Raw genomic sequence first — 20,988 nt, 5'->3', positions numbered from 1 at the left:
ATCGGGTGAATACTCTGCGGCGCGACCACATTATTACGATCGAAGACCCGATCGAGTATCAGCACCTGAATCGTAGCTCGTTGGTGGAGCAGATCGAACTGGGGCGAGATACGCATGACTTCGCGCATGCGGTGCGGTCGGTGCTGCGGCAGGACCCGGATGTGATCATGATCGGAGAGATGCGGGACAGCGACACGATGGCGGCGGCGTTGACTGCGGCAGAGACTGTCACCTGGTTTTGTCGTCGTTACATACTAACGATGCGGCGCAGACAGTCTCGCGCATTCTGGACACGTTTCCTTCGGGGTATCAGTCGCAGATTCGACAGCAGCTTTCGCTGGCGCTGCTTGCTGTGATTTCGCAACAACTACTGGCGGCTGCAGATGGCGCTGGACGGTACCCGGCTGTTGAGATTCTGGTGGCGAACGGCGCTACACGGAATTTGATTCGGCGGGGAGACGATCATCAATTGCGCGCGAACATCGAGACTGGACGCGCAGACGGAATGTTGACGATGGAGCAGTCGTTGGCGGAACTTGTGAGGGCCGGCAGGATCTCGCGTGATACGGCGTTCGCTCACTGCTATCACGTGGAGGATCTGCGGAGGCACTTGAGTTAGCCGGGTTTGGCGGTGAGGCGTTCGAGTTGTTGGAGGTGGTTGATGTCGTGGCCGGCCATGGTTTCGACGATGGTCCAGAGGGTCATGGTGCCGCGTTCGGGATGGGTGGCGGATCGATGGCGTTCGTCGCCGGAGATCGTGGCGAGAAAGAGAAGGTTCCAGTTGCGCATGGCCTCGAAGAGCGCGAGTGCAGGCTCGATGGGGTAGACGGCGTAGCGGTCGGCCCAAGCCTCCTGATCGAAGGGCTGGATGATGTGGTGGGGCTGGTTGGTTGGGGTGGCGAGGGTTTGGCGGAGGCGGAAGCCAAAGACGGTTTCGGTGTCGGCGAGGTGGGTGATGATGTTCGTGATGCTCCATTTGCCGGGGGCGGGTGGGGCGTTCAGCTGCGCGTCGGTGAGACCGGCGGTGAGAGCATGGAGGCGCCCAGAGGTGCTGGTGAGGACGGGGAGTGGGTCCTGATTGTCGAGGTATTTGGCGTATGGGTTTAATTCCATCTGGAGACGGTATCACGAGGGGTAGGGGGGAAGGCTAGAGCTCGCTGGAAGCCTTAGCAATACTCAATGATGGGTAGGACGTTATTTGAAATGCAGGTACATTCCGATGGAGCGTGGGGCGGTGGGCTTGAATCCAAAGAGCGAATAGAGGTGGTGGGCTTCGCCGTCGGCGATGAGGCTGATGTAGGCGCCGGGTAGCGCGGTTTTGTGCATGTGATCGACGAGCGCGCCGACGATTCGCTTGCCGAGGCCGCGCTTCTGATGTGTCGGATCGACGGCTATGTCGACGATCTGGAAGAAGAGGCCGCGATCGCCGATGATGCGGCCCATGCCGATGGCTTCGCCGTCTTTACGGATGACGACGGCGAAGATCGTGTTGGGTAGTCCGGCTGCTGCAGCCTCTGCGCTCTTTGGGCTTAATCCAGCTGCGACGCGGAGGCGTCGGTAGTCGTCTGAGGACGGTGTGGCTTCGACTAATTCGTAGTCTTCGTCGGTCATTCCCGATTATCTATCGGCCTGCGCTTTCGGCGACGGACTCTTTGGTTGAGTCGGATTCTTGCTGCGACGGTTCGGGTGCCCAGGGATCGTAGGTGCCGATGCTCCAGATGTGTCCTTCGAGGTCGCGGCAGGTGAAGCCGCGGCCACCGTAGTCCATGTCGCGGATGTCGAGGATCATCTTGGCTCCTGCGGACTTTGCGGTGGCGTAGACGGCGTCGGCACTGGGGACTACGAGGTAAGCGCCCTGGGTTTCGCGGAAGCCCACTTCGTCGGGCTGCACCATGAACTTGCTGGCTTCGCCGCCGTTGTCGACAGAGCCGATCATGATCATTCCATGCTCGAACGTGAGTTGGGCGTGCTGGACGGTCGTGTTGTCGGAGGCGACGTAGACGGCTTGCTTTTTGAAGCCGAATGCGGTGACGAGCCAGTCGATGGCGGCGAGGGCGTCGCGGTAGCGGAGGCTGGGGATGATGGTCGAGTAAGTGGTGTTCATTTGAGTGTCCATGGTTGGAAGGATGTCACTGGGATAGCAGTGAGGTCTTGGAAAAACCGGCGGTGATGAAGGGTGTCCTGCCGGACGGGCCTCCTGCGCGGAGTGCGGTCACTTCGTGACTTGTATACCCCTTCGGGTGCCGCTCCCGTTCACTCTAGTCGAGGGGGATGTGGTTTGCCCAGATGCGGTTGGTGGTGGAGTAATCGGAGGCGCTTAGCCCGGAGAAGGCGCGGAAGTCGTTGGCGAAGTGGGATTGGTCGTAGTAGCCGCAGGTGAGGGCAAGCTCGGCCCAGGGAACGTCGGCACCGTGGTGCATGAGTTGAAGGGCTTGCTGGAAGCGCTGGATGCGGCAGTAGAGCTTAGGGGAGATGCCTACTTTCTCGTTGAAACGCTCGGAGAGGCGGCGGGGACTGAGGCCGGTGGTGCGGGTGAGTTCGGCGATGGTGGTGGTGCCGGGTGAGGCGTGGAGATGGGTGAGGGCATAATCGAGGATAGGGTCGCGGTGCTGGTGTTTGCTGAGGGCAAGGCGCGTGAGGAGTGCGAATTCCAGGAGGGAGAATTTTTGTTTTGGAGTGGGGGCTTCGCGGAGGTCGTTGCGGAGATTGAGGGAGGCGCGGCCCCAGAGGTCGTCGAGGGCTGTTTCGCAGTTGGCGAAGATGCTGGCGTTGTCTGGAAAGAAGGGCACAGTGCCGCCGGGATGGAAAACGATGCCGATGAGTTCGGTGAAGTCGATGGCGTCGATCTGCTGATAGCGGGAGTAGATGCCGAGGAAGATGCCGGCGGGGGTATGCGAGAGCGGGTTGCTCGGATTGTTGGCGTCGGTGAGGTAATCGCGGGCGAGAGAGAGGACGATTTGGGCGCGGCCCGTGGGGAGGACGCGTTCGTGACGGTGGCTGGCGTGGGGGTCACGAACGTACCACAGGGCTTTGACGAAGGGTGCGAGGGCGGGATGGGGGTGGTGCTCAAGATAGAGCATGCATCGGCCTCGGGTTGGGGCACATCTGAAGGAGATGGGCGTGGGTGGCTGTGTTCGTGGTGCGATTGTAGGACAATAGAAGATGGACTAATAGAGGGTTTGAAGCGATGGCGGATGAGCGGGTTGTAGGGATTGATTTGGGTACGACAAATTCGCTGGTGGCGTTTATGGAGGGTGGTACGCCGGTGGTGATTCCCGGTGAGGATGGTGAGCGGCTGTTGCCGTCGGTGGTGGCGTGGACTGATAACGGCGTGGTGGTGGGGAATGCGGCGCGCGGGACGCTGTTGGCGGATTCGGCAAGCGCGGTTTATTCGGCTAAGAGGCTGATGGGGCGGGACATCGAGGACGTGCAAGGGGAGCTGAAGCTGTTTCCGTTCAAGCTGGCGGAGGGGTTGAAGCCGGGTGAGGTGCTGAAGGTGAGCGTGGGTGGGTTGATGCTGACGCCGCCGGAGATCTCGGCGTATGTGCTGCTGCAGTTGAAGAAGAATGCGGAGAGATTTTTTGGCGGGCCGGTGACGAAGGCGGTGATTACGGTTCCCGCATACTTCAACGATGCTCAGCGGCAGGCTACGAAGGATGCGGGGCGGATTGCGGGCCTCGAGGTGCTGCGGCTGGTGAACGAGCCTACGGCGGCGGCGCTGGCTTATGGGTTGGATAAGAACAAAGATGGCTTGATTGCGGTGTATGACTTTGGAGGCGGGACATTCGATGTTTCGATTCTGAAGCTGCATGAGGGGATCTTTGAGGTTGTCGCTACGGGCGGGGATACGCACTTGGGTGGGGATGATATCGACAACCTGATGATTGCGATTGCGCTCGACGATATTGCCGGTGATTTGGGTGAGGATGTTCGTGGGAACGGCGAGGCGGTGCAGGCGGTTCGCAAGGCGGTGATCGAAGCGAAGATTCTGCTTTCGAGCGCGGATAACGCGACGCTGAATGTGGAGCTGCCGAGTGGGAAGAGGTATTTGCGGCGGATTTCGCGAGAGCAGTTTGAGGGACTGATTGCGGCAGTGATTGCGCGGACTGCGGCGCCTTGTAAGCAGGCGCTGAAGGATGCGGGTTTGTCTGCGGCACAGATCGATGAGGTGGTGTTGGTGGGTGGGTCGACGCGGATTCCTGCGGTGCGGGCGTTGGTGGATGATCTGTTCGAGATGAAAGCTCGTGGAAAGAAACCGCATACGGAGTTGAATCCGGATGAGGTGGTGGCGCTTGGTGCGGCGGTGCAGGCGCAGATTCTCGCGGGTGGGTCGGCTGCGACGGAGGATTTGTTGTTGCTGGATGTGACTCCGCTTTCGCTGGGGATTGAGGCGCTGGGTGGTGTGGTGGCGAAGATTATTCAGCGAAATTCGACGATTCCGGCGAGTGCGACGGAGCACTTTACGACAGGTGTGGATGGACAGACGAATGTTGCGATCCACGTGGTGCAGGGAGAACGTGAGATGGCGAAGGATTGCCGGTCGCTGGCGCGGTTTGACCTGAAGGGGATTCCGCCGATGGTTGCTGGGCTGCCTCGGATTGAGGTTAAGTTTCTGATCGATGCGAATGGAATTTTGCATGTGAGTGCGCGCGAGCAGAGGAGTGGAAAAGAGGCTGAGGTGGAGGTGAAGCCGACGTATGGGCTCACCGATGAGCAGGTGGAGACGATGATTCTGGATTCGTTCGATAACGCGGAGAGCGATATTCAGGAGCGGCAGACGATTGAAGCGAAGAACGAGGCAGAGACGATTCTGACCGCAGTGAAGAAGGGAAAGAGCCATGCTGCGTGGCAGATGTTGACGAGTGAAGAGATTGAAAAGATAGGACAGGCTACTTCTTTTCTTGAGGCGGCGGTGCAGGGTGGCGAGTACAAGGTCATTCGCACGGGGATCGAGCGGCTGGATGCAGCGACGCGGCGATTTGCGGAGTTGATGATGGATAACGCGGTGTCGGGCGCTATGCAGGGCAAGACGATGGAAGCCGCAGGTGAGAGCATAGGAGAGGGACCTACGGCGCCGCATCCGTTTGCAAAGGCGCAGGTGAGTAGCTCGCATGCCGATGCGGATGCTGAGACGAAGAGGATTGAAGAATCCATTTACGATGAGGCTACGGCCGGAGAGTCGACGGAAGATTGAATGATGAGTGAGACGAAAAAGATTGACGATGCAGTGGATTTGTCGAAGCCTGCGGGTGAGGGGATGGTTCGCGTGACGTTTTTGCCTGAGGGCAGGACGGTGGAATTTCCGTTCGATACGCTGCCGTATGAAGGGCATGGATTGCCGATGTCGTTCTTGGATGTGGCGGAGAACTACGAGATTTTTCTCGATCATGCGTGTGGTGGAGTGTGTGCGTGCACGACGTGCCATATCCATGTGAAGGAAGGCGCGCACGGGCTCAGCGAGGCGGAGGATTTGGAGTTGGACCGGATGGAGACGGCGGCGGATATTCAGTTGAACTCGCGGCTGGGATGCCAGGCGGTTATTGAGAAGCCGGGAACGTATGTGGTGGAGATTCCAAAGTGGAATCGGAACTACGTGCAGGAAGGCAAGCCTTCGCACGGGCCGGGGGCGTAAAAAGATCCTCTCTAGGGTGGATCTTCAGGCGGGAAGAATTCCGTACTTTGCTTCGAGGAAGTTTTGCAGATCCTTTGGAAGTGTGGTGGTTAGCTCCTGCCATGTGAGGAGCTTGAGGCGCCAGGCGAAGCTGGGGTAATGGACCGCGGTGAGGATCGAATACCAGATCTCGATGAGGTCTTGACGGCGGCCGTCGCAGAGGACGCAGAAAGATGCGTCGGAGTCGTAGGCGGCGAGAACGTTGCGGATGAGCTGATAGCCCTGGATGACGGGGCGTGATCGCGCCGTTGTTGCGACTGGTGTGGTGCGTGGCTCTTCTAGGTCGGAGAAGTCTTCGGTGGGTGGGTGTGATGGCGCGGACGTGATGTTTTTGCTTGGCAAGCGTTCGACGGCGAAGATGGTTTCGAGATCGCGGTAGCGTTCGACGAGGCGTGGGCTGGCGGTTTGGAAGTTGGATTCGGTGAGTTTGGCTTCAATGAAGAGGTTGCCGAGCTGGAGGTCGATCTCGGTGCGGTCTTTGAGATGTTCTGGTTTGTCCGGCTGTGTGCGAGCGGTGGCATCGTTGAATAGGGATGCAGTCGGTTCTCGCTGCGGGTTGCGCATGGTTTTCTTTTTGCTGTTCATGGGAGATTTTTTTAGGGGAACACTGGGGTGGATGCCGAAGTTTGGTTGACTGTCTGAGGGGATGCCTAGAAGATTTGCGACGGCGGGGTTGAGGTGGTTGTTGGAGAAGACTTCGGGGTGGCAGAAGATGTTCATTAGGAGTGCGTCGGAGCTATTGGCACAGTCCAGCTCCATCCATTGCCAGTCGGCTCTTGCGCGAACGCGGCGGTGTGCGGTGTGGGCCTTGGTGAGGCGGCGAGACCATGCGGGGTTGGCACAGATGGCGGTGTAGCTGGCGGGATGGAAGTTGCCATGGCGGGCTTGCTCGGCTTGTTCATTGCGGCCGAAGATGATGCTGGGCTCGGAGCCGGTGGTCTGCTCGTGCAGGAGATTGCTGGTAATGGCGAGGTGTTGGGCGCGGGCGTTCAGGTCGCGTCGGAGCAGGGATGCCGACCAGGGGGTTAGAGCGGTTTGAGGGGTGTGAGTCATAAAACTGTTGCTAGTTTCTTGTAGTCTTTGTGTGCAGCGGTTGTGGCTGTACAAAGTTATTTTATCGGGGGACGTTATGGCGGTTGAGTTTGATTGGACCAACGCGGAAGAGATTGGGATTCAGTTGCAGGAGAAGTATCCGGAGATCGAGCCGTATTCTGTGCGGTTTACGGATCTGCACAAGTATGTGACCGGGCTCACGGGATTTGTGGGTGATCCGACGAAGTCGAATGAGGGAATTTTGGAGGCAATTCAGGCGGCGTGGAATGAAGAGTATGAGGATGCGAAGTAGTCGGTTCAGGCGATGCGGGAGCGGATTTGATGCAGGAGTTTTGAACCGGTGATATGTAGGGTTGCGAAGCAGAGCGCGGCCCAAACCAGTGTGGCGGCGGCGATGATGAGCAGGGTCCGGATGTGGCCGTGGCCCATGGGGATGAGGTGGACGACGGCGGCGGCTCCGGCGAAGCTTATGGCGGCGGCGAGGAGGGCTCCGGATAGTTCGCGGAGCTCGAGGCCGGAGAGGCGGACTAGTTTGCGTCGGTTGAGGAGGAGCGCGAGGGTAAGGGTCTGGATGACGATGCCGATGTCGGAGGCGATGGTGAGGCCTTTGAGTCCGAGGGAGTGGAAGAGGCCCGCGTAGACGGGGATGGAGACAAGGGTGACGATCCATCCGGCGGTGGCGGGGGTGATGGTGTTGCCGGCGGCGTAGAAGGAGCGAGCGTAGATTCCCTGTGCGGCCCAGAAGGCGATGGAGATGGTGAAGAGGGTGAAGTAGAGCGCGGTGGCGTGGGTTTCTGCGGGGGTGAAGGAGCCGCGCAGGAGATTGACGATCGGGTTGGCGAGGGCGATCATCCATGCGCCGAGAAGGAAGGAGGAGGCGATGACTCGCGAGACGGAGCGGTTGACGGCAGAGGCGAAATCGTCGAGGCGATGCTGGCTGTAGAGGGCGGAGAAGAACGGGAGAGAGGCTGCTCCGGCGGCCTGGCCGAGGATGCCCATGGGTGCGGTAAAGAGGGTTTTGGCTACGGTGAGCAGAGAGATGCCGCCTACGTCGTTAGAGGCGAAGTAGCTGAGGATCCACTTGTCGGCTGTGACGAGGGAGACGCCGATCATTAGGGGGAAGGTGAGGCGGAGCCACTCGAGAAATGCGGGGTGGCGGAGATTGAGGATGGGGGTGTAACGGAGACCGTCGCGTACTGCGCCGAAGAGATTGAGGGCGGCGGGGCCGAGGATGACTCCGACGAGTACACCGATGGCGAGGGAGTAGATGCCGACGCGGCGATGAAGAAAGATTGCGCCGAGGATGATGCCAGAGTTGTAGATGAGCGGGCTGATGGCCTGGTAGAGGAAGATCTTTCGGACGAGCAGGCGGGAGCCTATGACTCCGCCAAAGAAGAAGAAAAACTGTGCGGGGAGCAGAAGGCGGGTGAGGGTAGTGCAGAGGGCGGCGCGATGGGGGTCGAAGCCGCGGAAGGCGATGTGGGTGTAGTAGGGGGCGAAGATTTCGGCGAGGACGATGCCGATCAGGAGCACTGTAGCCATTGCGGTGAGGATGATGGAGAGGGCTCGGTCTGCGCCGGCTTCGTCGTTCTGTGCGCGGTAGCGGCTAAGGATGGTGACGAGGGAGATGGAGACGACGCCGCCGACAAGGAAGTAGGCGAGCATGTCGGGGAGCTGGAAGGCGGCGTTGTAGGCATCGGTCTCGGGGCTCGCGCCGAAGATGCGGTTGATGTAGTAGGTGCGGACCAGGCCCAGAACGCCGGAGAGGAACGTGGACACCATCAGGAGCAGCGTGGCGGAGAAGGCTGACTGGGAGGATGGGCGAAGAATGGCGAAGAGGCTGCGGCTAGATTTGGATTCGATGCCGGGGGCTGCGATGAGGGGCTCGAGGGTTGCGGATTCGAGAGGGTTGACGGCCGGATTGGGATCTTCGTTGTTGGACACGGGGTGATTTGATTTTATCGGGTGGGCTTATGCTGATGGGTGGCGGGGCTGGTTCGTTGCAAAGGAGAGAGTTTGGAGAACTTTCGGCTGAGGGTGTTTCGGGCGGTGGCGGAGGAGTTGAGCTTTCGCAAGGCGGCGGAGGTGCTGCATCTGAGCCAGCCGGCGGTGAGTCAGCATGTTCATGCGCTCGAGGAGGAGGTTGGCGTGCAGTTGTTCGATCGGGCTCGGGGGGGAGGACATGGGAGCCAGATCTCGTTGACTGAGGCGGGACGGGTGTTGCTGGGGTATGCGGATCGCGCGGCGGAGACGATGGTGGAGGCGCGGCGGGCGCTGGCGGCTCTGAATGATGAGACGGTTGGTCCGTTGCGGTTGGGGGCTTCCACGACGGTGGCACAGTATCTGTTGCCGAGGATTCTGGGGGCGTTTTTGAAGCAGTATCCGCAGGTGAAGCTTTCACTGGTGAGTGGGAACACGGAGCACATTGTGGAGGCGGTGACGGAGAAGAAGGTGGCGCTGGGGATTATTGAAGGGCCGGCGATGCGGCGGGAGGTGAAGACCGAACCGATGGTGCAGGATGAGATGGTGCTGATTGTTAGCCCGAACCATGCGTGGGCCGCGCGGAAGGGTGGGGAGATTGAACAGAAAGAGCTGGCGAAGGTGCCGCTGTTGTTGCGGGAGCGCGGTTCGGGGTCGCGGCGCGTGGTGGAGCGGGCGTTGAAGAAGGTGGGGTTGCCGCTGCGGTCGCTGCAGGTGGCGATGGAACTGGATTCGACGGAGGCGATTATCTCAGGCGTGGAGGCGGAGCTGGGGGTGGGGTTTGTTTCGCGATGGGCAGTGGGGAAGGTCTTGCGGCTGGGGACGGTGAAGGTGATTACGGTGAAGGGGCTGGAGATTCGGCGGGACTTCAGCTTTGTCCGGCTAGCGGGAGCGGAGATGACAGGGGCGGCGGCTGCGTTTCAGCGGTTTGCAATGGCGGCGAAGAGTGCAATTAGCTGATCGGCTCGATAAGTAATACTTATCGGCGATTGGAAAGTACGTCTCGACGGTGGTTATGGGGACGCGCATGCTTTAAGCATGTGGAAGAAGAATCTCTTTTATATCGGGATCATTGTTTCAGCGAGTGGGTTGATCGGGCCTCCGCTTGCGTTGGCTGCGGGGCTCGCGTTTGGTTTGAGTACGGTTCATACGTTTCACGGGGAGAGCCGGTGTCTTTCGAAGTTTTTGTTGCAGGCCGCGGTGGTTTGCCTGGGATTCGGGATGAATCTGAAGGAGGTAGTGCATGCGGGTGCGTCGGGGTTTGTGTATACGGCGATCAGCATTACGTTTGCACTGAGTTTGGGAGTTGCGCTGGGTAAGCTGCTGCAGGTGGGCAAGACGCAGTCGTTGTTGATAAGCTTTGGGACGGCGATCTGCGGAGGGAGCGCGATTGCGGCGATGGGACCAGTGCTGAATGCGAATGAAGAGGAGATGGCGGTCTCGCTGGGGACAGTGTTTGTGCTGAACTCTGTGGCGCTGCTGCTGTTTCCGTTGATTGGACACCTGATGAATTTTTCGCAGACGCAGTTTGGGTTGTGGGCGGCGCTGGCGATTCATGACACGAGTTCTGTGGTGGGCGCAGGCGCCAAGTATGGGCCGACGGCGTTGGCAGTGGGGACGACGGTGAAGTTGGCTCGGGCGTTGTGGATTGTGCCGCTGGCGATTGCTACGGCGATGTTGAAGAAGAGTAAGGCGAAGGTGGCTTGGCCGTGGTTCATCTTGTACTTCTGCTTTGCGGCGGTGGCGGCGAGTTATCTCCCGCGATATATCCCGCAGGCGGTGCCGCTGTTCAGTGCGCTCAATCGGCTGGGACGCGCGGCGCTGACCGTTGTGCTGTTTCTGATTGGGACCGGCATTACGCGAGAGACGCTGAAGGAAGTGGGCGTGAGGCCGATGGTGCAGGGGATCGCACTTTGGATTGTGGTGGCGAGCCTGTCGTTGTGGGCGATTCATGTGGGATGGATTTCGCTCTGAGGGTTAGCGGTTTGCGGCCTGAGTGCGACGACCAAGTTGAAGCCTCTCTCAAAAAATTGAGAGGGGCTTCAGTTTTTCTGCCAAGTCGCTGCTAGTGGTCTGATGTGCGAATTGACCAGGGAGTTTAGCGGTCCTGCTGGTTCGATGTGGCTTGGGGTTGGTCGCTGCCGCCGCCTTTGAAAGGATCTTTCCAGTGGTCGGGCAGGGTGTTCCGGTGGCGTCTTTTATTGATCTTGATGCTGGAGGAGATGGAGAGACCGGCTACGGTGAAGCTGACAAGTTGCCGCTGGCTGCAGCGAAGGCAACGGACGGGGTAACGCATGAGGAGGATTTCGGTGATGTCTTGCGAGCGAAGGCTGGACCGACGGAAGCTTTGACCGGTGCAGAACTGGCATCGGATGGGGGCGCCGTTTTGAGGATCGACTCCGAAGAATGGTTCGCGTTCGTGGGAAGAACGACGTCTACGGCGGGAGCTGTCGCTGTTATCGGTGCTGAATTTCATCGTCAACTTTTATTGTCTTCGGGAAGAAGTGGGAGATCGAAGAGCTTTTGCGGAGTTCGACGCGAGATGCTGGGGGTGCGCGGGGCGCGGATGGAGTGGACGGTTGGGCGAGATGGTGACTTGGAGAGCAGGGAGTGAAGGTCGCGGAGATCCTTGTGCAGTTTCTGGAGCTGGCGCGAATCGATGCTGGGGCCGGGGCCTTCGATGGTCAGGGCCAGTTGCGGCTCTCGATGTTTGAGCTCACTTTTGAAGACCTGGCGAGCGCCGGGGATGGTGTAGCCCTCGTTGTAGAGGAGGCTCTTGATGCGAAGGGCCATTTCGACGTCGCGGCGGCGGTAGAGACGCTGGCCGGTGCCGCCTTTGTGCGGCTTTAGCTGGGGGAACTCGCTCTCCCAGAAGCGGAGAACGTAGGCCGGGACGTCGCAGAGCTTGGCGACTTCGCCGATGCGGAAGTAGAGCTTATCCGGGATGTCGGACCCGGAGGTTGGGGTGGTTTTGCGGATTGGCTGGTGCTGCGCCATGCCAGGAAGCTCCGAAGACCGCCTTGCCGGCGGGGGTGGCCTATGGTCCGGCTGCTGCCAGTATAGGCCACTCGCGATGGCACGGTTTGTAATTTTCCCTGGTTGGGGCTGTTGAATTTTCAGGCACCCGGGGTGGAGACGGACTGGCGTGGCTCGGTTTTGCCGCGGGCGCTGCGGAGGTACTGGACGGGCCAGGTGGTGGACTGGTGGAGGACCGCGGCGGCGTGAAGGGGCCAATAGGGGTTGCGGAGGAGCTCGCGGGCGAGCAGGATGAGGTCGGCCTGGCCGGTGCGAACGATCTGGTCGGCCTGGGCTGGTTCGGTGATCATTCCAACTGCAGCGGTGGGGATCTGGGCTTCGCGGTGGATGGTGTCGGCGTGGTGGACCTGGTAGCCGGAGCCGATGGGGATCTGCTGGGCGGGGTGGTTGCCGCCCGTGGAGACGTCTACGAGATCGACATCTGCCTGCTTGAGGAGTTTGGAGAAGGCGACGGATTGGGGGAGATCCCAGCTTGCGCCGAGGGACTCGGGAGCCCAGTCGGTGGCTGAGATGCGGACGAAAAGCGGCAGGTGTTTGGGCCAGGCGGCCCGGACGGCTTTGACGACTTCGAGAGGGAAACGGGTGCGGTTTTCGAAGGTGCCGCCGTATTCGTCGGTGCGGTGATTGGAGAGCGGAGAAAGGAATTGGTGCAGGAGATAGCCGTGGGCGGAGTGGATCTCGACGAGGTCGAAGCCGGCGGCGAGGGCACGATGGGCTGCTGCGACGAAGTCGCCGACGACCTTGTCCATACCGGCGCGATCGAGAGCGGTGGGGAGTGGGTAGGGCTCGTCGAAACGGATGGCGGAGGGGGCGACGGGCTGCCAGCCGCCTTCGGAGGCGGGCATTGTACGGGTAGGCTCCCATGGGACGGACATGCTGGCTTTGCGACCGGCGTGGGCTAACTGGGTGCCGGCGTAGGTGCCGTGCTGGTGCAGGAAGGTGGTGATGCGCTTGAGCTCGGGGATATGCTCGTCTTTCCAGATGCCGAGATCGCCGGGGGTGATGCGGCCTTCGGGGTTTACCGCTGCTGCCTCTGTGATGATGAGGCCGGCGCCGCCAATGGCGCGGCTTCCGAGGTGGACAAGATGCCATTCGTTGGCAAAGCCGTCGACGGAGGAGTATTCGCACATGGGAGAGACGGCGATGCGGTTGGGCAGAGTAAGGCTGCGGAGCTTGAGGGGGGCGAAGAGGTGGTTGGTCGGCTCGGTCACGGCTCTTAGATGTAGCTGAAGGCTCGCTGGATTGATTGGAGAATCCTTCAAATGGCGGATTAAATTTCTCAGTGTGGGTCTTTTGAAGGTTTTTGGGAGGGGTTCTGGGAAAAGGCGGAGATTTTTGTGGTTTTTTTGTGGTGAAGATGTGGTGGAATGCGTGGTGAACGTGGTGCGAAAGCCGCGTGGTTTTGAAGACGAAAAAACACGCCATCAATTAGACATTTTTTTTGGGAGTTTGAAGAACGGAACCATGAGGTGCAAGAAGGCGTATTGTTTCCTGACCGATGGAGGAGTGAGATGCAGGTGAACCAGGGTACAGCGGCAGCGATGTTGGTAGCGGCGATCGCGGCGTCGACGATGCTGATGAGCGGCTGCCGCATTGAGAACGATAAACATGGCGATGCCAATAATGTGAAGATCGCTACGCCGTTTGGCGGGATGTCGGTGAAGACGAACGACGCGGCGGGTGTTGATGGGATCGGGCTGCCGGTGTATCCGGGAGCGGTGATGGTGAAGAAGAAGGATAAGAACGATGGCGCGGCCGATATCAATTTGAGCTTCGGCAGCTTTACGCTGAAGGTGAAGGCGGCCAGCTATACGACGCCGGATAGTCCGGATCTGGTGACGGCGTTTTATCGCAAGGCGCTGGGGCGGTATGGCGATGTGATTCAGTGTCAGAATGACAAGCCGGTGAGTTCGCAGACGCGAACGTCAGAGGGGTTGACTTGCGCGGACGATCAGAAGAACCATGTCAAAGTGGATAACGATCTGTCGGGCAAGCTGGAGCTGAAGGCTGGATCGAAACAGCACCAACATATTGTCGGGATCGATCCGGATGGGGGCGGGACGAAGATCGGGATAGTGGCGCTGGATCTGCCGGGGCATGTGTCGGTTGGCGATGACGAGGACTCGAGCAAGCAGTGACGGCACAGCCCGCTCCGCTAGGCCAGCCCGCAAACGAAGACCCGTTTGCGGGGACCCCGGTTCGCGCGGTCACTTCGTGACTTATATGCCCCTTCGGTTGGCGCTCCCGTTGTTCGCAACGAGAGAGTTACATGGTGTCATTTCGAAACATTCCCGCGAGGGGTTCGCTTGCCGCGCCTTGTGGGCTGGGGTAGCTTCATAAGATATGCATCAGTATTGTCATCGTTGCGGAGGCGAGCTTTCGGCCAGTGTGGGCGAATCGCCGTTTTGCCCCCATTGCGGTTCACCGCAGATCTATCTGCAGGATTACGAGGAGCAGAACAACGGTGCCGAGGGAAGCACTACGGGCGCCGCGCCACCGCCTAGCCCGCAGCAAGTGGAGTGGAAGACGGCTATACGCTGTGCGTTGCTGGTGGCTGGGGTGGCGGCGGTGCTGAGCGTGGTTTCGGCGAAGGTGCAGCTAGTGTCGCCGATAAGCTGGCTTTGGACGATTAGCGGGTCGATGATTACGCTGGCGCTGTATCAGAAGCGGCGGCCGCTGGCGTGGATGGATGCGGGAGTGGGGGCGCGGATCGGCGTGGTGGTGGGGTTGGCGCTGGTCTCATGTCTTGCGGTTGCGATGGCGGGTGCAGGGTTGGTGGCGAGGTATGGGTTGCACAGCATGGCGGGGTTCGATGCGGAGCTGACGCAGACGCTGCATGCTCAGATTGAGAAGGCGGCTGCAACTGCGCCGGAGCCCCCGGAGATGCTGCGGTTTCTGTACTCGCCCGAGGTGAGGGCGGGGATTATGCTGGCGGGGTTCGCGATGGTGTCGGGGGTGCTGCTGGTGCTTTCGACTGTGGGTGGGGCGCTTGGTGGGTTTATGCGGATGCGGCGGAAGGTTTCGGCGTGAGGATGCTTTGCCTAGCTGGTGTTGAGGCAGATTTGAGAGGATAAGGTGGGCCGCGTTTCCGAGGTAGTTCCCTGGACTGAATCCCCTGAGGTCCTGCGCGTTGAAGCGAAGCGTTCACGATGGCAAACAGACCAAGAAGCGTGAAATTGCATCTATAGGAAAGAGACAGGCAGTTGCGACTCCAGGCCGTCCCTGTTTATGAGCCGTGCGGCTAGTAATTGAGAGCGGATTTTTCTTTAAGAGCTGGGGGACTACTTCGTGACGATTTCTCCAGCTGTGATCTCTGCACGATCTTCAATCTCCCGGCGCAAGCTGCTTCTGAAGTTGTTCCTCGCCTTCGCGGGTCTATCTGTAGGCCTCGCGGCGTGGCGGGTCGTCGCCGCCTATTGGCCCTATCGTTACCGCAATGTTGAGCCGTTACTGCAGAAAGTCTTTGCGAGCCAGGTCAAGATCGATCAATACCATCGAATCTACTTTCCTCATCCCGGTTTTGTGGCGAATGGTTTGACGCTGCGCCGCAACTCGGCCACAGACCTTCCGCCGATTGGCTCGGCTCGCGAACTGCTGGTTGAAGGAAATTGGCTTGATCTCATTCTGTTTCGAAACCGGGTCCGGCTGGTTGATGTGAAGGGGTTGCATGTGGTGATTCCGCCAGTGGGCAGCCGGGCGAACCATGAGGATTTTCCGCCCGGAAGCAGCGTTGACTTCGCGGGCCCAACGACGGTGGTGGAAGAGTTCAACGTACGCGATGCGGTTCTTGAAATACAGCGAGTGGGCGGGGGCTCGTATACGTTTCCGATTCGCCAACTGGTGATTCGCAATTTGCGCAAAGGCAGTCCGATCACTTATTTGGTGGATATGCAGAATGCGGCGCCCGGGGGGCATATCGTGGCGAACGGGAGCTTTGGCCCGCTCTATCCAGATAACCTCGGCGCGACGCCCGTCTACGGTGAGTTCACGTTTGCTCCTGTGAACCTTGGGGACATTCATGGGATAAGCGGTAGTCTTTCGGGCAGAGGACACTTCAAAGGGTCGCTGACGGCGATTGAAGCAGATGCGGACTCGGTCACGCCGGATTTTGCGGTGGGTAGTGGCAAGCCGACGCGGCTGGAGGCGTTGGGACACCTGACTGTCAATGGTCTGAATGGAAACGTTGTGCTTCATTCGGTGGATGCACACGTTGGGTATACCACGGTTCACGCGAGTGGTCAGATTGTGGGTGCGCCAAAGGTGACCGATCTGGACCTGAGCGTGGTTAAGGGTAGGTCGCAGGATATTCTTCGACCGTTCTTTGCGGAAGCGGTTCCCGTGACGGGAGATGTATGGCTGCGTAGCCACGTCTCGATTGCTGCGGCGCGGGGTGGGATGAAGTTTCTCCAGCGTTTACGGATGGATGGCGCTTTCGATATACCGAAAGAACGGCTGACGGATAAGGGTACGGAAGAGTCGCTTTCAGCCTTCAGCGAGCGGGCCCAGGGACTGAAGCAGTCGGGAGGGAAAAAGTCCGGGTTTGAACCTGCCTCAGCCGAAGTAGAGGAAGTGTTCTCCTCGCTGAGAGGGTCAGCGAAAATACGGAATGGCATGGTTTCGACCGATGGTCTCGATTTTCAGGTTCCCGGAGCTGCGGTGAAGGTTAAAGGAACGTTCAGTCTTTACGACAGAAGTGTCCGCATGGTGGGCGATCTTCATATGCAGACGGATCTGTCGCACGTCACGACGGGTTTCAAGTCGGTGTTGCTGAAGCCGTTCGCTCCTTTCTTCAAGAAGCAAAACGCGGGCACGGTGATTCCTATTGCGATCACGGGCTCTCCGAACCAGTACAAGGTGACGCAGGATCTGATGCATGACAAATAGCACCAGCGATGCGCCTTCTCGCATTCGATTTGCTCCGTCCGCTCCACGGAGATGCTCTCCAGGCGAAGATTGTGGTTCGTGGGGTGCGGTATCTAAGAACCCGCGGTGCGGGGGGTGCTGGAGCCTTGGTGGATACTGTTTGGCTGGTGTCGGCGGTTGTTCTTTCGATGGGTGGATGCTGATATCATCAAGCGCAATTGTATGAGTGCAGATACTGAAGTTCGGAAGCCGAAGTTTCGCGAAAAGGGCAGGCTGATGTCGGCCTCAGAGATCGAACGTACGCTGGTAAGGCTGGCGCATGAGATCGTGGAAAAACATGGCGGCAGCAAAAATGTCGGCCTGGTGGGGATCAAGCGGAGGGGTGTGCCCCTGGCGCAGCGGCTGGGCGTGCTGATCGAGAAGATCGAGAAACATCCGGTGGATGTGGGGGTGCTGGACATCAGCTTTTATCGCGACGATCTTTCGACCGATGGGGCGAGGCCGAAGGTGACGCCGGGGGCGATCGGATTCGATGTGACCGGGCGCGATATTGTTTTGATGGATGACGTGCTGTATACCGGGCGGACGATTCGGGCGGCGCTCGATGCACTGTTTGATTCCGGGCGTCCGAAGAGCGTGCGGTTGCTGGTGCTGATCGATCGCGGGCATCGTGAGCTGCCGATTGAGGCGACGTATGTGGGGCGGCTGATTCCTACGTCGAAGCGCGAGATTATCGAGGTGAAGCTGAACGAGGTCGATGGGCAGGAGCAGGTGCTGCTGGTTGAGCTGGTGGATTGAGCTTCGATGACGGTATTGGAAAGCTCTCGTGCGATGAAGAATTCTGAGTATGCTGCGGGTTCTTTGCTGACGGTGGCGAACCTGTCGGTGGAGGATGTGGCGGCGATTCTCGCGGCGACGGACCGGCTGGAAAGAATGACCGTGGCGGAGCGAGTGAGGATTCTCGCAGAGCGGCGGATTGCGCTGCTGTTTTATGAGTCGAGCACTCGGACCAGGACGTCGTTTGAGCTGGCGGCGAAGTCGCTGGGGGCGATGACGACGCTGGTGAGCGATAAGTCTTCATCGATTGAGAAGGGTGAGAGCCTGAAGGATACGGGGCTGACGCTGAGGGCGCTGGGGGCGGAGTGCATTATTCTTCGGCATGCGAATTCGGGCGCGCCGTACTTGCTGGCTAAGGCGACGGGGCTGCCGGTGTTGAATGCTGGGGACGGGATGCATGAGCATCCTTCGCAGGCGCTGCTGGATCTGCGGACGATGCTGGCGCGGCTGCCGGGGATGAGTGGGCGGCTGGTGAACGGGAAGACGCTGAATGGCGTGACGGTGGTGATCACGGGGGATATTCTGCACAGCCGCGTGGCGCGGTCGAATGCGATGTTGCTGCCGAAGCTGGGAGCGAAGGTGGTGCTGTGCGGGCCGAAGGAGTTGTTGCCGGAGGATGCGCTGGGGTTGGGGGTCAAGGGGACAAGCGGTGGCGTGGTGGTTGAGCGGGATTTTGATAAGGCTTTGAAGCAGGCGCAGGTTGTGATGATGCTACGGATTCAGCGAGAGCGGCTGGCTGGGCTGGAGCTGGATCTGGGGGATTATATTTCGCGGTACCAGTTGGATCAGGAACGGTTGGCGGCGCGGTCGCCGGAGGCTCTGGTGATGCATCCGGGACCTATGATTCGTGGGCTGGAGATCTCGGGAGAGGTCGCGGATGGGCCGAACTCAGCGATTGAGGAGCAGGTGCGGCATGGGCTGGCGGTGAGGACGGCGTTGCTGGTGAGGGCGCTGGGCGCGGGTGGATTTGAGAGTGTAACGGTATGAGTGACATATTGATTTTGAATGGGCGGCTGGTGGATCCTGCGAATGGCCTGGATGCGGAGCGGGATGTGCTGCTCCGGCATGGGCGGGTGGCTGCGGTGGAGATGCCGGGGGGTCTGCGTGTAGCGAAGGCGAAGGAGACGATTGACGCGAAGGGGATGATCGTCGCGCCGGGGTTGGTAGATGTGCATGTGCACTTGCGGGAGCCGGGGCAGACTTATAAAGAGTCGATCAAGACGGGGACTGCGGCGGCGGCGGCGGGTGGTTTTACGAGTGTTGTCGCGATGCCGAATACTGTGCCGGTCAATGACACGGTTGCGAGGCTGGAGTGGATGCTGGATGCCGCGCGTGGGGCGTGCGTAAAGCTGTTTGCGATGCCTGCGGCGACGTTTGGAAGCATGGGCGAGGAGATTACGGACTTTCACGAGCTCCAGCGCGCTGGCGCTGTGGGTTTTACCGATGATGGGAAGCCGGTGCTGCTTGATCGCGTGATGCGGGCGGCGCTGGTGGCGGCGGCGGGGATTGGGGTGCCGGTGTCTCAGCATGCGGAGGATACTCGGCTGACGGGCGGATGCAGCATGAATGCAGGGCCGGTGGCGTTTCGGCTGGGGCTTCGCGGGATGACAGTTGAGGCGGAGTCGAAGATTGTGGAGCGGGATATTCGTCTGCTGAAGGATATTGAACAGCATGATGGGTTGCGGCCACATTTGCACGTGCAGCATGTATCGACGGCGAAGGCGATGGAGGCGATTCGGCAGGCGAAGCGCGATGGGTTGCATGTGACCTGCGAGGTTGCGCCGCATCACTTTACGCTGACCGATGAGGCCATTGGGGAGTACGACACGAATGCGAAGATGAATCCTCCGCTGCGGAATGACGCTGATAGGTTGGCGATGATTGCCGGGTTGATGGATGGGACGGTGGATTGTATTGCGACCGATCATGCTCCGCATGCTCTGTTTGAGAAGGAACAGGAGTTTGAGCGGGCGCCGAATGGAATTACAGGGCTGGAGACGGCATTGGGGTTGGCGTTGAGGGTGTTACATAAGGGCAATGGGATGCCGATCTCGCGGGTGATTGAATTGATGAGTACGCAGCCGGCTGGGATTGTTTCGCTTGAGGGGCGTGGGACACTGAGAGTTGATAGCTTTGCGGACGTCGTCGTGTTTGATCCGGCGGCGGAGTGGAACTTCGAGGCAGCGAAGACACGGTCGAAGTCGCGGAATACTCCGTTTGACGGCGCGCCAATGCTGGGTCGGGTCGTGACTACCATTAGCGAAGGCACTGTCGTATACCGAGGATAGATGCTTCGTCTTAGGGGGTGTTCGATCGGAGTTTTAGCGTGCGCGATGTTGCTCGCGGTTTCTTACGCGCAGCCCCCACATCAGGTACGAAACGCGGATTTTCCGAGTTTCAAACTGCTTTCAGGTGCGACCGATTCGGATGGTTTCCCAACTTCGGGTGCGAAGCTTTGTCTTTTGAAAGCGGCAGGGACCTGTTTTCAAATGCCATCGAACAAAGAATACTCCGGCGGTTCTGTGACGTATGAGTTTGGTCTCGACCCCGTTGGTGAGAAGGTCCCTGTCACCGGTGGCGGATCAGTGGTTTTGTTTTCGGCGCAGTTTTCAGGCGGGGGAAGCGGCACGTTGGATCGTCTCGCCATTTTGCGATATGGAGCAGATGGGAGGATTGTGAATTTGCTGCCGTACGTCGGAGTGACGAACCAGAACGACAGAGCTATTTGGCAGATTTCAACGGTTTCGAATTTTCCGATTCTGGTCACTGCTGACTTCGACTGGGCTGAAGGCGAGACGCATTTTTCCGAACATCGATATGTAGTGAAGGCCTATAAGTTCGATCCTGAAAAGGATAGATATCTCGAAGCTCTGTCCTACAAAACCTCCAAAAAGTATCCGGGGCTCGACGACGTTGATCGAATAAATGTGTTGAATGCGGAACGAACACAGATTTTGCGGCGGCTTGGAGCTCCTTCGAATTAATCGGTGGCTGATTCTTTATGCGGCCTTCACTGCGACTATGGTGAGGGCCGCGTGGTGCGTAAGGTTAGCTTATTCGCGCTGCATGACGGCTAATTCGTTGCCTGCCGGGTCGGTGAAGTGGAGGCGGCGGCCGCCGGGGAAGCTGAAGATGGGGAGGGTGATCTTGCCGCCAGCCTTCAGGATGCTCTGCTGGGTCTCTTCGAGATCTTGCGATTCGATGACAGGCAGTGGGGCTTTGGTGCGTTCGGCGGGGTCCGCATTGAAGCCGCCTTCAGTGCCGCTGTCGGAGAAAGCTGTATAGGTTGGGCCGTAGTCCTGGAATGTCCAGCCGAAGAGGTTGGCGTAAAAATCCCGGGTTGCAGCCAGCTCTTGAGCTGGTAGCTCGAGGTAGACGATTTTTAAGTTGGGCATGGTTGTCCTCACGGAGATGCGTGTCGCTGATTCCTCCATCCGCACCGCCGCGAAGTGGTTAGCGGGGCAGGTAGAGACCGGCGGATCCGGCCTCGCGAGGGACAGATTCAACATAAAACGGGATGGTGGCTGGGTCAACGAAATCGTATAGCG

At 59.3% G+C, this 20,988-nt stretch carries 26 protein-coding genes; 16 read left to right on the top strand and 10 right to left on the bottom strand.

Going from position 1 to position 20,988, the window contains the following annotated elements; translation table 11 throughout:
- Positions 1 to 5: 5 nt before the first annotated feature.
- Positions 6 to 356 (top strand): ATPase, T2SS/T4P/T4SS family, encoded by a 351-nt coding sequence (locus tag HDF14_RS26285; protein ID WP_313899466.1) that lies wholly within the window; start codon positions 6 to 8, stop codon positions 354 to 356.
- Positions 353 to 619 (top strand): type IV pilus twitching motility protein PilT, encoded by a 267-nt coding sequence (locus tag HDF14_RS26280; RefSeq protein WP_260697969.1) that lies wholly within the window; start codon positions 353 to 355, stop codon positions 617 to 619. The genes HDF14_RS26285 and HDF14_RS26280 overlap by 4 nt, the downstream gene beginning before the upstream one ends.
- On the opposite strand, the gene HDF14_RS02855 is transcribed toward HDF14_RS26280, so the two are convergent.
- The 4 genes from HDF14_RS02855 to HDF14_RS02840 form a co-directional block, all read right to left on the bottom strand.
- A complete protein-coding gene (locus tag HDF14_RS02855) occupies positions 616 to 1,113 on the bottom strand; it encodes a DinB family protein (RefSeq protein WP_183973313.1) in 498 nt (165 codons plus the stop codon). The two genes, HDF14_RS26280 and HDF14_RS02855, sit on opposite strands and share 4 nt — an antisense overlap.
- Before the next feature lie 81 nt (positions 1,114 to 1,194).
- On the bottom strand, positions 1,195 to 1,611 hold the full coding sequence (locus tag HDF14_RS02850) for a GNAT family N-acetyltransferase (RefSeq protein ID WP_183973311.1): 417 nt from the start codon (positions 1,609 to 1,611) through the stop codon (positions 1,195 to 1,197).
- A gap of 10 nt (positions 1,612 to 1,621) precedes the next feature.
- Positions 1,622 to 2,104, bottom strand: coding sequence for a VOC family protein (locus HDF14_RS02845; RefSeq protein ID WP_260697968.1), 483 nt, complete (start codon positions 2,102 to 2,104; stop codon positions 1,622 to 1,624).
- A 154-nt stretch (positions 2,105 to 2,258) separates the two neighbouring features.
- A complete protein-coding gene (locus tag HDF14_RS02840) occupies positions 2,259 to 3,080 on the bottom strand; it encodes a helix-turn-helix domain-containing protein (RefSeq protein WP_183973307.1) in 822 nt (273 codons plus the stop codon).
- 107 nt (positions 3,081 to 3,187) lie between these two features.
- Here HDF14_RS02840 and hscA point away from each other — a divergent pair, with 107 nt between their 5' ends.
- Both hscA and HDF14_RS02830 read left to right on the top strand, forming a co-directional pair.
- Positions 3,188 to 5,194 (top strand): Fe-S protein assembly chaperone HscA, encoded by a 2,007-nt coding sequence (hscA, locus tag HDF14_RS02835; RefSeq protein ID WP_260697967.1) that lies wholly within the window; start codon positions 3,188 to 3,190, stop codon positions 5,192 to 5,194.
- A gap of 3 nt (positions 5,195 to 5,197) precedes the next feature.
- Complete coding sequence (locus HDF14_RS02830; protein ID WP_183973699.1) at positions 5,198 to 5,632, top strand: 2Fe-2S iron-sulfur cluster-binding protein; 435 nt, start codon at positions 5,198 to 5,200, stop codon at positions 5,630 to 5,632.
- Between the two features lie 24 nt (positions 5,633 to 5,656).
- On the opposite strand, the gene HDF14_RS02825 is transcribed toward HDF14_RS02830, so the two are convergent.
- Positions 5,657 to 6,724: a PGN_0703 family putative restriction endonuclease gene (locus HDF14_RS02825; RefSeq protein ID WP_183973305.1), complete on the bottom strand. Its 1,068-nt coding sequence runs from the start codon at positions 6,722 to 6,724 to the stop codon at positions 5,657 to 5,659.
- A gap of 76 nt (positions 6,725 to 6,800) precedes the next feature.
- Between HDF14_RS02825 and iscX the strand changes: the two genes are divergently transcribed.
- Positions 6,801 to 7,016 carry a Fe-S cluster assembly protein IscX gene (iscX, locus tag HDF14_RS02820; protein ID WP_183973303.1) on the top strand — a complete coding sequence of 72 codons (216 nt, stop codon included), beginning with the start codon at positions 6,801 to 6,803 and terminating at the stop codon, positions 7,014 to 7,016.
- 5 nt (positions 7,017 to 7,021) lie between these two features.
- Here iscX and murJ read toward each other — a convergent pair whose 3' ends face one another.
- Positions 7,022 to 8,668, bottom strand: a complete 1,647-nt coding sequence (gene murJ / locus HDF14_RS02815) for a murein biosynthesis integral membrane protein MurJ (protein ID WP_313899465.1) — start codon at positions 8,666 to 8,668, stop codon at positions 7,022 to 7,024.
- Between the two features lie 72 nt (positions 8,669 to 8,740).
- On the opposite strand from murJ, the gene HDF14_RS02810 reads away from it, so the two are divergent.
- Together HDF14_RS02810 and HDF14_RS02805 are read left to right on the top strand one after the other, a co-directional pair.
- On the top strand, positions 8,741 to 9,664 hold the full coding sequence (locus HDF14_RS02810; protein ID WP_183973301.1) for a LysR substrate-binding domain-containing protein: 924 nt from the start codon (positions 8,741 to 8,743) through the stop codon (positions 9,662 to 9,664).
- A gap of 78 nt (positions 9,665 to 9,742) precedes the next feature.
- On the top strand, positions 9,743 to 10,678 hold the full coding sequence (locus tag HDF14_RS02805; RefSeq protein WP_183973299.1) for a YeiH family protein: 936 nt from the start codon (positions 9,743 to 9,745) through the stop codon (positions 10,676 to 10,678).
- A gap of 124 nt (positions 10,679 to 10,802) precedes the next feature.
- On the opposite strand, the gene HDF14_RS02800 is transcribed toward HDF14_RS02805, so the two are convergent.
- The 3 genes from HDF14_RS02800 to HDF14_RS02790 form a co-directional block, all read right to left on the bottom strand.
- Positions 10,803 to 11,180 (bottom strand): hypothetical protein, encoded by a 378-nt coding sequence (locus HDF14_RS02800; RefSeq protein ID WP_183973297.1) that lies wholly within the window; start codon positions 11,178 to 11,180, stop codon positions 10,803 to 10,805.
- A 2-nt stretch (positions 11,181 to 11,182) separates the two neighbouring features.
- On the bottom strand, positions 11,183 to 11,701 hold the full coding sequence (locus HDF14_RS02795; RefSeq protein ID WP_183973295.1) for a MerR family transcriptional regulator: 519 nt from the start codon (positions 11,699 to 11,701) through the stop codon (positions 11,183 to 11,185).
- Positions 11,702 to 11,820: 119 nt separating this feature from the next.
- Entirely contained in the window at positions 11,821 to 12,951 is a 1,131-nt protein-coding gene (locus HDF14_RS02790) for an NADH:flavin oxidoreductase/NADH oxidase (RefSeq protein ID WP_183973293.1), read from the bottom strand.
- A 300-nt stretch (positions 12,952 to 13,251) separates the two neighbouring features.
- On the opposite strand from HDF14_RS02790, the gene HDF14_RS02785 reads away from it, so the two are divergent.
- From HDF14_RS02785 to HDF14_RS02750, 8 genes are all read left to right on the top strand, one after another.
- Complete coding sequence (locus HDF14_RS02785) at positions 13,252 to 13,878, top strand: hypothetical protein (RefSeq protein WP_183973291.1); 627 nt, start codon at positions 13,252 to 13,254, stop codon at positions 13,876 to 13,878.
- 205 nt (positions 13,879 to 14,083) lie between these two features.
- On the top strand, positions 14,084 to 14,770 hold the full coding sequence (locus HDF14_RS02780; protein WP_183973289.1) for a zinc ribbon domain-containing protein: 687 nt from the start codon (positions 14,084 to 14,086) through the stop codon (positions 14,768 to 14,770).
- A 258-nt stretch (positions 14,771 to 15,028) separates the two neighbouring features.
- Complete coding sequence (locus tag HDF14_RS27120) at positions 15,029 to 16,624, top strand: AsmA-like C-terminal region-containing protein (protein WP_183973287.1); 1,596 nt, start codon at positions 15,029 to 15,031, stop codon at positions 16,622 to 16,624.
- Positions 16,625 to 16,632: 8 nt separating this feature from the next.
- Positions 16,633 to 16,806 carry a hypothetical protein gene (locus tag HDF14_RS02770; protein ID WP_183973285.1) on the top strand — a complete coding sequence of 58 codons (174 nt, stop codon included), beginning with the start codon at positions 16,633 to 16,635 and terminating at the stop codon, positions 16,804 to 16,806.
- Positions 16,807 to 16,825: 19 nt separating this feature from the next.
- Positions 16,826 to 17,401, top strand: a complete 576-nt coding sequence (pyrR, locus tag HDF14_RS02765) for a bifunctional pyr operon transcriptional regulator/uracil phosphoribosyltransferase PyrR (protein ID WP_260697966.1) — start codon at positions 16,826 to 16,828, stop codon at positions 17,399 to 17,401.
- 33 nt (positions 17,402 to 17,434) lie between these two features.
- On the top strand, positions 17,435 to 18,427 hold the full coding sequence (locus HDF14_RS02760) for an aspartate carbamoyltransferase catalytic subunit (RefSeq protein ID WP_260697965.1): 993 nt from the start codon (positions 17,435 to 17,437) through the stop codon (positions 18,425 to 18,427).
- Positions 18,424 to 19,728, top strand: coding sequence for a dihydroorotase (locus HDF14_RS02755; protein WP_183973281.1), 1,305 nt, complete (start codon positions 18,424 to 18,426; stop codon positions 19,726 to 19,728). Before HDF14_RS02760 ends, HDF14_RS02755 begins: the two co-directional genes overlap by 4 nt.
- 201 nt (positions 19,729 to 19,929) lie before the next feature.
- Positions 19,930 to 20,424, top strand: a complete 495-nt coding sequence (locus HDF14_RS02750) for a hypothetical protein (RefSeq protein ID WP_183973279.1) — start codon at positions 19,930 to 19,932, stop codon at positions 20,422 to 20,424.
- Positions 20,425 to 20,493: 69 nt separating this feature from the next.
- On the opposite strand, the gene HDF14_RS02745 is transcribed toward HDF14_RS02750, so the two are convergent.
- A complete protein-coding gene (locus HDF14_RS02745; RefSeq protein WP_183973277.1) occupies positions 20,494 to 20,835 on the bottom strand; it encodes a VOC family protein in 342 nt (113 codons plus the stop codon).
- Between HDF14_RS02745 and HDF14_RS02740 the strand changes: the two genes are divergently transcribed.
- Positions 20,834 to 20,986: a hypothetical protein gene (locus tag HDF14_RS02740; protein ID WP_183973275.1), complete on the top strand. Its 153-nt coding sequence runs from the start codon at positions 20,834 to 20,836 to the stop codon at positions 20,984 to 20,986. The two genes, HDF14_RS02745 and HDF14_RS02740, sit on opposite strands and share 2 nt — an antisense overlap.
- The last annotated feature ends 2 nt before the right edge of the window (positions 20,987 to 20,988 follow it).

The sequence above is a fragment of the Tunturiibacter gelidiferens genome (assembly GCF_014201335.1).
Lineage (GTDB): Bacteria > Acidobacteriota > Terriglobia > Terriglobales > Acidobacteriaceae > Edaphobacter > Edaphobacter lichenicola_E.
Note: the sequence above shows the minus strand (reverse complement) of the source record. Positions and strands in the feature narration are given on the sequence as shown.

Coding starts and splice junctions, on each gene's coding strand:
- HDF14_RS02855 (WP_183973313.1), bottom strand. CDS start 1,113: ATGGAATTAAACCCATACGCCAAATACCTCGACAATCAGGACCCACTC.
- HDF14_RS02850 (WP_183973311.1), bottom strand. CDS start 1,611: ATGACCGACGAAGACTACGAATTAGTCGAAGCCACACCGTCCTCAGAC.
- HDF14_RS02845 (WP_260697968.1), bottom strand. CDS start 2,104: ATGAACACCACTTACTCGACCATCATCCCCAGCCTCCGCTACCGCGAC.
- HDF14_RS02840 (WP_183973307.1), bottom strand. CDS start 3,080: ATGCTCTATCTTGAGCACCACCCCCATCCCGCCCTCGCACCCTTCGTC.
- hscA (WP_260697967.1), top strand. CDS start 3,188: ATGGCGGATGAGCGGGTTGTAGGGATTGATTTGGGTACGACAAATTCG.
- HDF14_RS02830 (WP_183973699.1), top strand. CDS start 5,198: ATGAGTGAGACGAAAAAGATTGACGATGCAGTGGATTTGTCGAAGCCT.
- HDF14_RS02825 (WP_183973305.1), bottom strand. CDS start 6,724: ATGACTCACACCCCTCAAACCGCTCTAACCCCCTGGTCGGCATCCCTG.
- iscX (WP_183973303.1), top strand. CDS start 6,801: ATGGCGGTTGAGTTTGATTGGACCAACGCGGAAGAGATTGGGATTCAG.
- HDF14_RS02805 (WP_183973299.1), top strand. CDS start 9,743: ATGTGGAAGAAGAATCTCTTTTATATCGGGATCATTGTTTCAGCGAGT.
- HDF14_RS02800 (WP_183973297.1), bottom strand. CDS start 11,180: ATGAAATTCAGCACCGATAACAGCGACAGCTCCCGCCGTAGACGTCGT.
- HDF14_RS02795 (WP_183973295.1), bottom strand. CDS start 11,701: ATGGCGCAGCACCAGCCAATCCGCAAAACCACCCCAACCTCCGGGTCC.
- HDF14_RS02785 (WP_183973291.1), top strand. CDS start 13,252: ATGCAGGTGAACCAGGGTACAGCGGCAGCGATGTTGGTAGCGGCGATC.
- HDF14_RS02780 (WP_183973289.1), top strand. CDS start 14,084: ATGCATCAGTATTGTCATCGTTGCGGAGGCGAGCTTTCGGCCAGTGTG.
- HDF14_RS02770 (WP_183973285.1), top strand. CDS start 16,633: ATGCGCCTTCTCGCATTCGATTTGCTCCGTCCGCTCCACGGAGATGCT.
- pyrR (WP_260697966.1), top strand. CDS start 16,826: ATGAGTGCAGATACTGAAGTTCGGAAGCCGAAGTTTCGCGAAAAGGGC.
- HDF14_RS02760 (WP_260697965.1), top strand. CDS start 17,435: ATGAAGAATTCTGAGTATGCTGCGGGTTCTTTGCTGACGGTGGCGAAC.
- HDF14_RS02755 (WP_183973281.1), top strand. CDS start 18,424: ATGAGTGACATATTGATTTTGAATGGGCGGCTGGTGGATCCTGCGAAT.
- HDF14_RS02750 (WP_183973279.1), top strand. CDS start 19,930: ATGCCATCGAACAAAGAATACTCCGGCGGTTCTGTGACGTATGAGTTT.
- HDF14_RS02740 (WP_183973275.1), top strand. CDS start 20,834: ATGGTTGTCCTCACGGAGATGCGTGTCGCTGATTCCTCCATCCGCACC.
- HDF14_RS02745 (WP_183973277.1), bottom strand. CDS start 20,835: ATGCCCAACTTAAAAATCGTCTACCTCGAGCTACCAGCTCAAGAGCTG.